The organism is Candidatus Frankia alpina, from assembly GCF_902806485.1.
Classification (GTDB): Bacteria; Actinomycetota; Actinomycetes; order Frankiales; family Frankiaceae; genus Frankia; species Frankia alpina.
The window spans coordinates 1-12,718 of record NZ_CADCWT010000145.1 but is presented as its reverse complement, the minus strand read 5'-3'; the positions used below and the strand labels follow the sequence as shown (position 1 = coordinate 12,718).

The window sequence follows — 12,718 nt, the reverse complement described above, 5'->3', positions numbered from 1 at the left end:
ATCGCGGCGATCCTCGAAGACCGTGACCGCTTCGCCGGCCGACGCGTGGTCACCATCATGCGCGGCAGCAACGTCGACGTAGACGCCTATCACCGCCGGGTCGGTGCGGCTCCCATCCACAGGTCTTGACAATTGCTCCCCTCTGCACCGGCCTGAGTGAACCCGCTGATCAAGGAGGATCCGTGTGGCGGACAGGCAACGCTGCCGAGTGTCCCTACGATTCAACGTCAGTAGTGGCTTTGGCCAGTACCTGTTCGATGAAGGTCGTCTTGCTCTCGGCGTAGGTGTCGCGGTTGGTACGGAATTGTGCCGCCAGGGATCTCTTCGACGCCGCATCGGCGATGTTTCTGGCGCCGGCATCTGTCCCGATTCGGACTGTCGGGCAGATGTCCGTGGCCGAACGTCACGTTCTCGGGGTCTCGTTCGTACCGTGGTCGGATGGTCCGGACTGCGAGTGCGCCGAGATGGCCGCTCGTCGTGATGGGCATCGCCCTCATGGCGGCGGTCCTGTCGATGGCCGTGGCGGTGTTGCCCGACCGCTCCGACGTCGCCGTCGGCCGGGTCGCCGGTGCGCCGCTACTCCGGCTGGCCGCGGGCTCGTCCGGCCTGTCGGCCGGCGACGGGTGCCCGGCGTCCACCGGCCGCATTCCGCTGTCCGGCGGGGTACACCTTCTCGTTCATGACGGGGTCCGTCGTTCCTACCGGTTGGCGGTGCCCGCGGATTACGACGGGCGATTCTCCTATCCCGTCGTGTTCGACTTCCACGGTTTCAAGGCGGACGCGGCGCTGGAGGATCAACGGTCTCGCCTGGGTGTGGCCGGCGCCGGGCGTGGCTTCGTCGTGGTGACTCCGGACGCGCTCGGCACGCCGCGCCGGTGGAACACGATGAGCGACCCGGGCAAGGCCGACGACATCGGCTTCGTCGACGCCCTGCTGACCGACCTCGCCTCCCGGTTCTGCCTCGACGGCCGGCGGGTCTACGCCACCGGGCATTCCAACGGCGCCGAGTTCGCCGCCGCGCTGGTCTGCCGGTCCGACCGGTTCGCCGCCGTGGCGATGGTCTCGTCGACCTTCGAGGCCCGCTGCCCCGCCGGGCGCGCCCCGGCGACGATGGCCGTGCACGGCACCGCCGACCCGTCGGTGCCCTACGGCGGCGGCCTGGTGGTGGGCTCCTCGGCCCGCGTACCTGCGGCCCTGGCGGTGATCCGCGCCTACGCTGACCGGTATGGCTGCAACCTGACCCCGCTGACGGCCCGGCCCGCCGCCGGGATCGTCACCCGCAGCTACATCGGCTGTGCCGCCGGCGGCGAGGTGCTGTTCGACACGGTTGTCGGCGGCACCCACCTGTGGCCGGCGAGCCCGGAGGCCCGCCGTGACCCGCACGACTCAGCCGCCGGGCGGACCTTCGACGCCACCGGCGCCATCCTCGACTTCTTCACCGTCCCCGGGCCCCCTAACCTGTCGCCGAACGTAGCCCCAGATGGCCGGCTCGTCCCACCACGGGGCTGACCTTCGTACGCTGAGCGGCATGACCGAGCGTCTGTACTTCCGCCAGCTGCTGTCCGGCCGCGACTTCGCCGTCGGCGACCCGGTCGGCACCCAGATGGTCAACTTCGTCTACCTCGTCGGGGACCGGGAGACCGGCGAGGCGGTGGTCGTCGACCCCGCTTACAAGGTGGACGATCTGCTTGCCCTGGTCGCCGCCGACGGCATGCGACTCACCGGCGCGCTCGTCAGCCACTACCACGCCGATCACGTGGGCGGCTCCGCGTTCGGCTTCGAGATCGAGGGCATCCGCGAGCTGCTCACCCGCCAGGACGTGCCCATCCACGTCAACCGGGCCGAGGCCGAGTGGGTGCGGCAGGCGACGGAGGTCTCCGCTGCCGAGCTCGTCGAACACGACGACGGCGACGTGGTGACCGTCGGGGAGATCCCGATCCAGCTGCTGCACACCCCCGGCCACACCCCCGGCAGCCAGTGCTTCGTCGTCGACGGCCGGCTCGTCGCCGGCGACACCCTGTTCCTGGAGGGCTGCGGCCGGATGGATCTACCCGGCGGCGACGCCGGCCTGATGTATGACAGCCTGCGCCGGCTGGCCACCCTGCCGGACACCACCACCGTCTTCCCCGGCCACCAGTACTCTCCGCGGTCGTCCGAGGATCTTGCCGTCGTCAGGCGGATGAACCACGTCTTCCGGCCGGCGAGCGCCCAACAGTTCAAGGCCATGCTCGGCCTGGGCTGAGCCGATGCCGCCGATGACCGCCTCGACGCCGATGACCGCGCCGTCGTCCGGCCGTGTCCGCACCGTGTGCCTGCAACTCGACTGCCCGGACGGCGAGAGTGCCGCGGACCGGGTGCGCCGGGTGCTGGCCGAGCTGCGCCGGACCGACGCCGACCTCGTCGTGCTCCCCGAACTGTGGGCGACCGGGTATTTCCAGTTCGACGCCTACCAGGCGCAGGCGGAACCGCTGACCGGTCCGACGCTGACCGCGTTGCGCGAGGTGGCCCGGGAACGCCGATTCCACCTGGTCGCGGGCAGCCTGGTGGAGCGGGCCGACGACGGCCGGCTGTACAACACGGCGGCCCTGATCGGTCCGGACGGCGACATCCTGCACACGTATCGAAAGATTCACCTGTTCGATTACGAGTCCGCTGAAGCCAGGCTGCTCACGCCAGGAACGACCGCCGGCGCCGTGCGCACCGAGCTCGGCTGCATCGGCCTGGCCACCTGCTACGACCTGCGTTTCCCGGAACTGTTCCGGATGCTCGGCGACGCCGGCGCCGACCTCGTCGTCGTCGTGTCGGCGTGGCCCGCGGCCCGGCTGGAGCACTGGCGTGTACTCACCCGCGCCCGCGCGATCGAGAACCAGGTCCACCTCGTCGCCTGCAACGTCGCGGGTCGGCACGCGGGCCGGGACCTGGCCGGGGGGAGCGTCGTCGTCGACCCGTGGGGGGTGGTGCTGGCCGAGGGCGGCCAGGACCCCGCCCGGGTCTGCGCCGAGCTCGACCCGGCCCTGCCGGCCGCGGTCCGCGCCGAGTTCCCGGTGCTCACCCACCGCCGGCTCGGCGTTACCATCGTTGCGGAAACCGCGTGCCGCGGAACTCAGAACAGCCGGTAGGCGACCTCGCCGTGCTGGGTGGTGTCGACCTCCTCGACCGGCGTCACCCGCAGCCGGTGGACCAGCACCCAGGCAGTGTCCCCCGTGTTGATCGTGCCCACGTCGAATCGCATGTCGCTCCTGTTCGTGCGCCGCAACTGTGAGTGTCCCCGCCGCCGTGTCCTGCCGCGGACGGCTCCGCCCGCCGCGTGGCAGGCTGGCGGCATGTCGAACCAGCCCGCCCGCGGGCCCGATCTGACCGGCCGTGGTGAGGAGTTCCTCGGCTTCTGGCGGGAGCGCCACCTGTGCAGTCTGACCACGGTGCGCGCCGACGGCAGTGCGCACGTGGTCGCCGTCGGCGCGACCCTCGACCCCACGGCCGGGATCGCGCGGGTGATCACCTCCGGCCGGTCCCGCAAGGCGCGCCTGATCGCCGCGGGGCCGCCCGAGGGAGTCGCCGCCGCGCTGTGCCAGATCGACGGGCGCCGCTGGTCGACACTGGAGGGGCTGGCGGTGGTGCGCGACGACCCGGCGAGTGTCGCTGACGCGGAGCGTCGTTACGCCCAGCGTTACCGCGAGCCGCGGGCCAACCCGCTGCGGGTCGTCCTGGAGGTGCGGATCACCCGGGTGCTCGGCAGCGTCTGACCGGCCTGACCGGTCAGGCCGAGGCCGCGCCGATGGCGGCCGCGATCCCGGCCAGCAGCCACTCCAGGCCCTCGGCGAAGCTCTCCCGGGCATCCTCGCCACCAGGACGAGGTCCTGGTGGCGGAACCGGGCGAGGTGGGGGTACTGGCCGCTCTCGAGCACGCCGGTCAGGTAGCGCTGCACGTCCGCCTGGTCGGCGCCGCCGAGGTAACCCTGGCGCTCCCGCAGTTCGGCGGTGACGTGCCCGAGGGTGTACGTATCGACCGCGCGCAGCAGCGCGACCCGTCGGTGGGGCGGTAGCGGCAGGGCGGACACCGCGGCCGCGGACTGCTCGGCGTGGCGCAGCCCGTTCGGGCCGAACGGGGGGTGGCAGGCGAGCGTCTGCAGGACCCAGGGGTGGCGCAGGCTGCTGTCCCGGGTGCGGCGGGCGATGGCCGCGCAGGGCGTCACGCCAGTCCGCCGGCAGCGGCTCGGGCACGATCACCTCGGCCGCCACCCGGTCGTTCATGAGCGCGAGCAGGTCGTCCTTGCGGTCGAAGTGGGAGTACAGGCTCATCGGCCGGGCGTCGAGCGCCGCGGCGACCCGGCGGATCGAGACCGCTTCGAGCCCCTCGGCGTCGGCCATCGCGACGGCCGCGTCGACGATCGCCTCCCGGGTGAGCCGGGGCCTGCGGTGCTCGGTCGGGCGGGCCCAGACGATCCCTGCGTCGGCGCCGGGCCGGCTGCTGCGCCCGTCGCCCCCGCGGGTGCCGGGTTCGCGGGTGAGGCCGGGCGGTGTGCTGGGGTCGGTGGGACGAAGGCCGTAGGTGCCGCCGGGAGTCTCTCCGCGCGGGTGTGGTCACCCATACCTCGAGGTTACGTTGTTCATCGGCCTTGCTACGCCGTACGAATAGCGATACACCGTCTCGAAATCGAGACGGTGTATCGTTCTGCTGGAGGGCCGGCGAGTACCGCTCATCCACCGCACCGGTGGTGTCGTGACGTGATCCCCTGAACCGTTCCGGAGGTAGGCCCATGGCGATGCAGGCAGCGGCGTCGACGGCGGATGGCGCCGGTGTGGCCGGTGGCGACAGGTTGGATCCCGCGCTCGTCCGGCTGGCGCTGATCGTTCTCGCTGGAGCGGTCGTCGTGCAGCTCGACGCGACGATCGTCTCGGTCGCGCTCGACACCCTCGCGCGGTCCTTCGGCGTCGATGTCTCGATGATCCAGTGGGTCAGCACCGGTTACCTGCTGGCCCTGGCGGTGGTGATCCCGCTCACCGGCTGGTCGGTGGAGCGTTTCGGGGGCAAGCGGATGTGGCTGGTGTCGCTGGCGCTGTTCCTGGTGGGTTCCGTGCTGTGCGGGATCGCCTGGTCCGCGAGCAGCCTGATTGCCTTCCGGATCGTCCAGGGCGCGGGGGGCGGGTTGCTCCTGCCGCTGATGCAGGCGATCCTCGCCCAGGCCGCCGGCCCCGAGCGGTTGGGCCGGCTCATGGCGACGGTGGCCATCCCCGCCCTGCTCACCCCTGTGCTCGGCCCTGTCATCGGCGGTGTGCTCATCGACGATTTCGGCTGGCGGTGGATCTTCCTCGTCAACGTGCCGGTCTGCGCCCTCGCCATCGCGTTGGCCTGGCGCTGGATGCCCGAGCTGCGGGTCGCGCAGCGCCACCCGTTCGACGGGGTCGGGTTCGCCCTGCTCTCGCCGGGGCTTGCCGCGGCGATCTACGGCCTCTCGGAGGCGGGTCGGCACGGCGACTTCGCCGACCCGAGGGCGCTGGCGCCTCTGGTCGTCGGATTGGCGATGATCGCCGTGTTTGCCCTGCATGCGCTGCGGACCAGGATCGTCCCGTTGATCGATCTGCGTCTGTTCCGTTCCGCGTCGTTCTGCGGCTCCGCGGGGATGATGTTCCTGTTCGGGCTTTCGCTTTACGGGGCGATGCTGCTGCTACCGCTCTACGAGCAGCAGGTGCGGGGGCGCAGCGCCATCGAGGCCGGGCTGCTGTTTGCCCCGCAGGGACTCGGCATGATGCTCGCGATGATCCTGGTCGGCCGGGTGGTCGATCGGACCAGCCTGCGGCTGCTCGTCCTGGCCGGGCTCGTGCTCAGCGTGCTGGGCTCGGTGGCCTACACCCAGGTCGGCGCGGACACGAGCGAGGTTCTCCTCGGTGGCTCCCTCGTCGTCCGCGGGATGGGTCTCGCGGCCGCGACGATCCCGGTCATGTCGGCGGCCTACCGTGGTCTACGCCCCACGGATATCCCCCGAGCCACCTCCGCGGTGCGCATCTTCCAGTAGATCGGTGGCTCCCTCGGTACCGCCGTGCTCGCGGTCGTGCTGGCGCATCAGCTTCGTGGTGCGACGACGGCCGGTGGGGTGGTCGATCGTGCCGTGCAGGCGCACGCGTACGCGGTGTCGTTCTGGTGGACCCTCGGGTTCTCCCTGCTTGCCATCCCCTCGGTGCTCCTGCTGCCGGGGCGGCCGGCCATGGCCGCGCCACCCCCGGCGCCGCGGGACGGTTCGGGGGCAGTGCAGGTCAGCGATGGGGCCCCGGGCCGCCGTCGGCGTCGCGCCACGGCAGTTCCACGCTGACCACCGTCGGGCCGCCGGGTGGGCTGTCGACGACCAGCACGCCGTCGAGGGCGTCCAGGCGACCCGTCAGGCCCGCCAGGCCCGTGCCGCCGCGTGGATCCGCCCCGCCGACGCCGTCGTCACTGACCTGCAGTAGCAGCGTGGCGGCACCGAGGCGGCGCAGCTCGACCGCGGCGGAGTCGGCGCGGCTGTGTTTGCTGATGTTGGTGAGCAGCTCCGACGCGGTGAAGTAGACGATGCCCTCCAGGGCGGCGGCCGGGCGGCTGCCCAGCTCGACGGCGGCCCGGGTCGGCACGGTGCACCGGGCGGCCAGCGAGGCCAGGGCCGCGGGCAGTCCTCGGTCGGTGAGGATCGCGGGATGGATCCCGCGGGCGAGGTCGCGCAGCTCCTGCAGGGCGAGTTTCGCCTCGCCGTGCGCCTCGGCCACCATGCGGGCGGCGGCGTCCGGATCGTCGACGAGCTTCTCCTTCGCCAGCCCCAGGCCCATGGCCAGCGCGACGAGCCGGGCCTGCGCGCCGTCGTGCAGATCGCGTTCGATCCGCCGCAGGTCGGCGGCGGCGTCGGCAAGCGCGCCCCGGTCCGCCTCCAGCTCCCGGATCCGCCGTTCTACCCCCTCCGAGGGGGAGAGCAGGCTGCGGATCATCGCGCGATCGACCACGGCGAGTCCACGCGTGGCCGCGGGCAGCACCACCCAGCCCACCGTGAGCAGCAGCAGCACCGCCGCCACAAAGCTGACGATGCCCCAGGGCAGGCGGATGAACAGGTACAGCGCGGTACGCCAGGACACCGGATCGGCCAGCGCGGCGAACATCGCGCCGAGCCCGCCGGCCCGGCGGCGCGGTCGCCGGGACGGCACATCGACCCGCAGACCGAGCAGCGACCGCGCCCGGACCCGCTCGATGGTGCCGAACACGCGGCAGACCTGCAGGCCGAGCGCGAGTACGGGTATCCCGATCACCGTAACTACCAGGCCAGCACCGAGGGCCAGCACCATCGTCACCCAGACGAAGCCGATAATGCTCAACGGGAGGTTTAGTAGCAGGAACAGGAGACCTCGCCAGGTCGCGGCACTCGCGGCGAGCCGCTGCTGGCGTGGTGCGGCGGACCCGGCGGTCCCGGCACCTTTGGGGGCCGGGACAGGGTCGGCCGAGGCGGCGACAGGCGCGGTCACCGGCTGCCGTCCTCCCACTGAATCTTCCCACCGGAATCGTCTCGGGCCGGTCCCCGCGGCCGGTCCGGGACGTGCGTCGAGAGTGCCCCGATCATGACTAAGGCGAGACTTTGTCGGTGGGGGATGGTTGTCTTCTCGTAGATCCGGAGGGCATCCGCTTCCCACCCGGAAGCGGTCGGGCGACCACGAGGAGCTTGGGAGTCATGAAACTTCTCACGGCCACCGCGTACGCGCAGGGCCTGCGTGTCGACGATTTCCACTGGGCGGTGGAAGGTGAGCTCGTAACCCTGCGTGTGTTCTGTGACATGCACCTGGACCGGCCGCATGGCCGGTGCGAGTGCGGCCGGGTCTTCGTCGGCCTCGGTTCTTTCTATGGAACGACGACGGCGATGGTCCGAGACCTTCCCGGAATCACGGAGACGGATTATCTGGAGGCGTTGCGCAATAGCCTGGACGCGCAGGGCTGGGACGCCCGCGACGCCGACGCGGAGGCAGCACGCCTGCTCGCCGAGGTGGACCGCTGGCCGGTCGGGGCGATCGTCGAGCGCTTCGTGGACGGGTTGTCAGTCCGGGCGCTGTCGGACGCCGACATCGGCCGGGTGCCCGACCGCCGCTGAGTGTGCCCGGGTCGCGGGCTCGGGTCTCCCGCTGTCGTGGCCGGCGGGAGACCCGAGCAGGCCGAGGGGACGGCCCGCGGGCGGGGTGGGTGGAGCCGGGCGGGTGAAGCGGGTGGTTCAGGACAGCGGGTTCGGACCGCCCGGCTCGGACTGTTCGGCGAGGAAGCGCTCGAGCGCCTCACCGAGCTCGTCGGCGGTCGGCAGCTTCTGCTCGGCGTCGGTCGTGGGCAGGCTGGGGCCACGCCGCCCGCGCTGGTAGGCGTCGTACTGCTCCTCCAGTGCGTGGACGAGCGCCGCGGCCTCCCCGCCCTGGGCGATCTGGCTGTTGACCTCGTCCTGGACGGCGACGGCCGCGGAGCGAAGTCCGTCCAGCGGAAGCATCAGGCCGGTCGCCTTCGACACGGACGTCAGCAGCACCTCGGTGGCCGCGGGGTAGGTCGTCTGGGCCAGGTAATGCGGGACGTGGACGGCGAAGCCCATCGCGTCCCGGCCGTCGCGGCCCAGCTCGTATTCCAGCAGGTGCCCGGCGCTGCCGGGGACCTGTAGCCGGCGCAGCCACGGCTCGTAGCCGACGACGAGCCCCTTGCTGCTGCCGTGCGCGGTGATCGTGGCGGGGCGGGTGTGCGGAACCGCCATGGGCACGGCGTTGAGCCCCACGGTGAGGCGGACGCCGAGCTGAGCCACCAGCCCGCGGACGGCGGCCGTGAAGCGCTTCCACTGCAGGTCCGGCTCGGGGCCGGTGAGCAGGAGGAACGGCGTATCCGACTCGTCACGGAGCTGGTAGAGCGCGAGCACCGGGTCCGTATAGCTCTCCCAGTGGTCCTCGGAGAAGATCATGGTTGGCCGGCGGGACCGGTAGTCCAGCAGCTGATCGACGTCGAACGTTGCGATTATGCGATGGTCGAGCGCGGTCAACAGGTGCTCACCTGCGAGGCTGACCGCGTTGCCGGCGTCGACGACGCCGGTCAGCGCCTCCAGCATGATCGGGCGGTGCGCGTCGATGGGGTCGTCGGACGCGTCCTCGGTGAGACTGTAGAGCTCCTGCGGATCAAGCACGATCGAGGTCCTCCTTACACCACCGGTCGCTTCCGTCACCTGAAAAGAAGCGCGGCAGGCGCCATCGGCATTCCACCGGGGCCGGGGACCACCGGACGGCGAGGCGCCGCCCGCCTCGGCCGCGTACCGGCCTGGCGCCGCCCGGGTCTCATCTTAATTTTAATTTTACCCGCTTAATTTTACCCGCTTGATTTTAATTTTGATTGTACCCGCTTGTACCCGCTTGCGGCCTCTCACCGGGAGCAGGTAACGGAGCCGTCACAGGGTGCCGCTAGGCTCCCGGAAAAGTTTCGGCACCAGCCCGGGTACCACAAGCCAGCCAACCGGCTCGGTGCGAGCGGTCCGGCCCCGCCGACCAGGGCCGTAGCCGCCCCACCGAGTCCGGAACCGGGACCGGACCGGGACCGGTACCGGCGCGCTCGATCGGGCCTGCGCCGGGTGGCGAGAGGCGGCACGCAATGACGGACACGCCGACGGGAACCGGGCCTGGGGGCGGCTTCTCACCGGCCGGGGCTTCGGCAGCGCCCTCGACCAGGTCGACCTCCGCCGCATCGAGGCCGTCTGCGCGCCGCTGCGGTCGCTGAACACCGAGGGGCTGCTCACCGGCCTGCTCGAAGGGATCGACGGCGCCGCCGATCTGGTCGCCCTCGTCGCCCGGTACTGCGTGCTCGACCACGCGGCGTTGCTGATCGCCGTCGACGACTTCGACGCCGCCCTGACCGCGCTGGCCTCACTCGGGATCGTGCCCAGCGCGCCGGTCCCCAGCGTCATCGTGCGGGCCCGGCTGGGCGAACGTTACGGAGTCCGGCCGGACCAGCTCGACGTGCGCCTCACCCACGCGTCGCTGCGTTCCGACGCCGGCGCCGACCGCACGGTCGAGATCTTCATGGTGCGCCGCACCCCCGAGCTACCGCCCGGCCTCGTCGAGCAGGAGCGCGCCTTCGAGCTGGAACGGCACTTCGCGATGCGCCTGCCCGAGCCGGACCCGATCGTGATCGAGGGGCTGCGCTGGCTGCTGCGGACCCGGGCGGAGTTCCGCTGGGACGGCGGCGCCTACAACCCGCACGACCGGGCCGCCGCCGGTGGGACGAGTGTGTTGTACTTCCTGTGCCTCATCCCGGACGGGTCGGGCAAGATCCGCCGGGAACGCCTCGAGGTGAAGTTCTTCGGCGACTACTCGACGATCACCAGTACCCACACGAACACCTCGCCGGCGGGCGCGGACCTGCTGCTCGACCTGCCCCGGCCGCGCGCCGGAGACGGCCGACCGGGGGTCGACGCCGCCGCCGTGGTGCGCCTCGGCTGGTACGCGGTGCGCGGGATGGCCGAAGCCGGCCGCAGCGCCGCCGGCCGCTCCCGGCTACTCGGCCGCGGCCGCGGCGGGTCGTGGCGCGGCCGGGACGGTGGATCGACGTAGGCTCCCCCGGTGAGAGTCCTGGTCACCGGCGCGACCGGCAAGGTCGGCGGGGCGGTCGTGCGGGCCGCGATCGAGGCCGGCCACCAGGTGCGGGCCCTGGTCCGCGACCCGGCCCGCGCGGCGCCCGGACTGCCCCAGCCGGTCGACGTCGTCGCGGGAGACGTCACCGACCCTGCGACGCTGCCGGCCGCCGTGGCCGGGGTCGAGATCGTCTTCAACGCGATGGGCGTTCCCGAGCAGTGGCTGCCCGACGCCGACGAGTTCGACCGGGTCAACGTGGCCGGTTCGGTCAACGTTGCACGGGCGGCCGCCCGTGCCGGGGTGCGCCGGCTGGTGCATACCAGCACGATCGACGTGTTCGACGCCGCAGCAGGCGGCCGCTTCGACGAGACCGCGCTCGCCGCCGCCCCGAAAGGCACCCCGTACGAGCGTTCCAAGCAGCGCGCGGAGCAGGCGGTGCTTGCCGCCGCCGGGGGCGTGGAGGTGGTCATCGTGAACCCGGCGACCGTCTACGGCTTCCCGCCCTACGGTCCCCTCTCGATGGAGCGCCGGATGTTCCGCCCGGCGCTGCGCGGGCTGCTGCCCGCCATCCCACCCGACGGGTTCGGGCTGGTGTTCACCGAGGGGCTGGCCCGCGGTCACCTCGCGGCCGCCCGCGCAGGTCGCCCCGGCGAGCGGTACATCCTCTCCGACGCCCATGTCAGCCTGCGGGAGCTGACCGCGGCGGTCGTCGTCGAAGGTGGGCGGGGTCGTCCCCCGGCCGTCACCATCCCGGCCGCGGCGGCCGCGGCGCTCGCCGCGGGCGGCGAGGCGCTGGCCCGGCTGACCCGCCGCCCCCCGCCACTGGCCCGCGGCCAGCTCCACTACCTGCGGTGGAACGCCGTCCCCGATGCCTCCCGGGCCCAGCGCGAGCTCGGCTGGGAACCGACCCCGCTGGCCGAAGGCCTGCGCCGCACCCTTGCCGAGCTGGACCGCACCTGAGCGCCCCACCCGGTCGGCGGTCGGTGGTCGGTCAGCGGTCGGTCGCATCAGTCGACGAGGTTCTCCGGCCGGCCGTCGCGGACGTACTGGTCGAGCTGACGGGCGATCACATTCCAGATCCGCTGCGACACGCCGGCGGTCATGCCGCCTACATGCGGGGTGAGCAGCAGGCCCGGGGCCCGCCACAGCGGATGATCGGGCGGCAGCGGCTCTGGATCGGTGACGTCCAGCGCGGCCCGCAGCCGCCCGGACTCCAGCTCCGCCAGCAGCGCGGCCGTCACGACATGCGCCCCCCGGGCGGCGTTGACCAGGATCGCGCCGTCGGGCATGCGGGCGAGGAAGTCGGTGCCGACCAGGCCGCGCAGCTCGTCGGTGAGCGGCAGCATCACCACCACGGCGTCGTGGCGGGGCAGCAGGTCCGGCACCTCGTCGAGGGTGTGCACGCCGGGCCGGGCTCGCCGGGCGACCATGCTGACCTCGGTCTCGAACGGTTCGAGCCGCCGGCGCAACGCGGTGCCGAGATCGCCCGCGCCGAGGATGAGCACCCGCCTGCCGGCGAGAGTCCCGGTCTGGCGCGGCTCCCAGTGGCCGGCGGCGGCGTCGGTGAGGAACCGCGGGATCTCGCGGTAGAGGGCGAGCAGCGCGCCTGCCGCCCACTCGGCGGTGGAACCGCCGTGCGCGCCCCGGGCGTTCGACAGGGCCACCCCCGCCGGCAGCCGGCCGAGCCACTGGTCGGTGCCGGCGCTGAACGTCTGCACCAGGCGCAACTTCGGTAGCTCCCGCATCGCGTCGAGCTGGCGCTGCACCTCGCCGGGCGCCACGACCAGCACCTCGGCCTCGCGGGCCGCGACCGGCAGGGGAGCGTCCGGGTCGTACTGTAGCGGCTCGATCCCGGGGACCGCCGACAGCGCCGCCACGCCGCCGTTGGTCGGGACGAGGACGAGGACGAGTCTGGACAAGAAGCCTCCATGCTTTGCGCCGTTCTGACCCTCCTGTCGTACCAGAGCCGCGGGACCGACCCGTACCCGCGGTCATGCGCCACCGGCGTGCCACTGCCCAGCCTTTCGCCTTTTCACCGAGACGGACCCCGTCCTTCTGCGGGGACGAACCAGGGCCGCGCGAAGGTCACTTTCCGTGCCGACTGGTTACTCTAGGTTGTGAGGAATGT

12 protein-coding genes and 2 pseudogenes are annotated in these 12,718 nt (G+C 72.2%); 8 read left to right on the top strand and 6 right to left on the bottom strand.

Annotated elements, in window-relative coordinates; genetic code table 11:
* The first annotated feature begins 438 nt into the window (after positions 1 to 438).
* Genes G6R25_RS15505 through G6R25_RS15495 form a run of 3 tightly spaced genes read left to right on the top strand, consistent with a single transcriptional unit; the run spans position 439 to position 3,119 of the window.
* Positions 439 to 1,509, top strand: coding sequence for a CE1 family esterase (locus G6R25_RS15505; RefSeq protein ID WP_235948597.1), 1,071 nt, complete (start codon positions 439 to 441; stop codon positions 1,507 to 1,509).
* Positions 1,510 to 1,528: 19 nt separating this feature from the next.
* Positions 1,529 to 2,242: an MBL fold metallo-hydrolase gene (locus G6R25_RS15500; RefSeq protein WP_163553528.1), complete on the top strand. Its 714-nt coding sequence runs from the start codon at positions 1,529 to 1,531 to the stop codon at positions 2,240 to 2,242.
* A gap of 13 nt (positions 2,243 to 2,255) precedes the next feature.
* On the top strand, positions 2,256 to 3,119 hold the full coding sequence (locus G6R25_RS15495) for a carbon-nitrogen family hydrolase (RefSeq protein WP_163553527.1): 864 nt from the start codon (positions 2,256 to 2,258) through the stop codon (positions 3,117 to 3,119).
* Here the strand turns inward: G6R25_RS15495 and G6R25_RS28960 are convergent.
* The gene (locus G6R25_RS28960; protein WP_268904156.1) at positions 3,104 to 3,232 is read right to left on the bottom strand and encodes a hypothetical protein; all 129 of its coding nucleotides are present in this window, start codon (positions 3,230 to 3,232) and stop codon (positions 3,104 to 3,106) included. The genes G6R25_RS15495 and G6R25_RS28960 overlap by 16 nt on opposite strands.
* A 91-nt stretch (positions 3,233 to 3,323) precedes the next feature.
* Between G6R25_RS28960 and G6R25_RS15485 the strand changes: the two genes are divergently transcribed.
* Entirely contained in the window at positions 3,324 to 3,743 is a 420-nt protein-coding gene (locus G6R25_RS15485) for a pyridoxamine 5'-phosphate oxidase family protein (RefSeq protein WP_163553526.1), read from the top strand.
* Positions 3,744 to 3,920: 177 nt separating this feature from the next.
* On the opposite strand, the pseudogene G6R25_RS27390 reads toward G6R25_RS15485, so the two are convergent.
* Both G6R25_RS27390 and G6R25_RS27385 read right to left on the bottom strand, forming a co-directional pair.
* Positions 3,921 to 4,193: pseudogene (locus G6R25_RS27390) on the bottom strand (TetR/AcrR family transcriptional regulator C-terminal domain-containing protein); the annotation flags it as partial.
* Positions 4,194 to 4,314: 121 nt separating this feature from the next.
* Positions 4,315 to 4,368, bottom strand: a pseudogene (locus G6R25_RS27385) (hypothetical protein); the annotation flags it as partial.
* A gap of 389 nt (positions 4,369 to 4,757) precedes the next feature.
* On the opposite strand from G6R25_RS27385, the gene G6R25_RS15475 reads away from it, so the two are divergent.
* Positions 4,758 to 6,014: a DHA2 family efflux MFS transporter permease subunit gene (locus G6R25_RS15475; RefSeq protein ID WP_235948595.1), complete on the top strand. Its 1,257-nt coding sequence runs from the start codon at positions 4,758 to 4,760 to the stop codon at positions 6,012 to 6,014.
* Between the two features lie 238 nt (positions 6,015 to 6,252).
* Here G6R25_RS15475 and G6R25_RS15470 read toward each other — a convergent pair whose 3' ends face one another.
* The gene (locus tag G6R25_RS15470) at positions 6,253 to 7,479 is read right to left on the bottom strand and encodes a sensor histidine kinase (protein ID WP_163553525.1); all 1,227 of its coding nucleotides are present in this window, start codon (positions 7,477 to 7,479) and stop codon (positions 6,253 to 6,255) included.
* Between the two features lie 203 nt (positions 7,480 to 7,682).
* Between G6R25_RS15470 and G6R25_RS15465 the strand changes: the two genes are divergently transcribed.
* Positions 7,683 to 8,096: a DUF7715 family protein gene (locus tag G6R25_RS15465; RefSeq protein ID WP_136447833.1), complete on the top strand. Its 414-nt coding sequence runs from the start codon at positions 7,683 to 7,685 to the stop codon at positions 8,094 to 8,096.
* 117 nt (positions 8,097 to 8,213) lie between these two features.
* On the opposite strand, the gene G6R25_RS15460 is transcribed toward G6R25_RS15465, so the two are convergent.
* The gene (locus G6R25_RS15460; protein WP_163553524.1) at positions 8,214 to 9,152 is read right to left on the bottom strand and encodes a PAC2 family protein; all 939 of its coding nucleotides are present in this window, start codon (positions 9,150 to 9,152) and stop codon (positions 8,214 to 8,216) included.
* A gap of 664 nt (positions 9,153 to 9,816) precedes the next feature.
* On the opposite strand from G6R25_RS15460, the gene G6R25_RS15455 reads away from it, so the two are divergent.
* Together G6R25_RS15455 and G6R25_RS15450 are read left to right on the top strand one after the other, a co-directional pair.
* The gene (locus G6R25_RS15455) at positions 9,817 to 10,569 is read left to right on the top strand and encodes a hypothetical protein (RefSeq protein ID WP_205447150.1); all 753 of its coding nucleotides are present in this window, start codon (positions 9,817 to 9,819) and stop codon (positions 10,567 to 10,569) included.
* Positions 10,570 to 10,578: 9 nt separating this feature from the next.
* Complete coding sequence (locus G6R25_RS15450) at positions 10,579 to 11,550, top strand: NAD-dependent epimerase/dehydratase family protein (RefSeq protein WP_163553523.1); 972 nt, start codon at positions 10,579 to 10,581, stop codon at positions 11,548 to 11,550.
* 47 nt (positions 11,551 to 11,597) lie between these two features.
* Here G6R25_RS15450 and G6R25_RS15445 read toward each other — a convergent pair whose 3' ends face one another.
* A complete protein-coding gene (locus G6R25_RS15445) occupies positions 11,598 to 12,509 on the bottom strand; it encodes a 2-hydroxyacid dehydrogenase (RefSeq protein WP_163553522.1) in 912 nt (303 codons plus the stop codon).
* Positions 12,510 to 12,718: the final 209 nt, after the last annotated feature.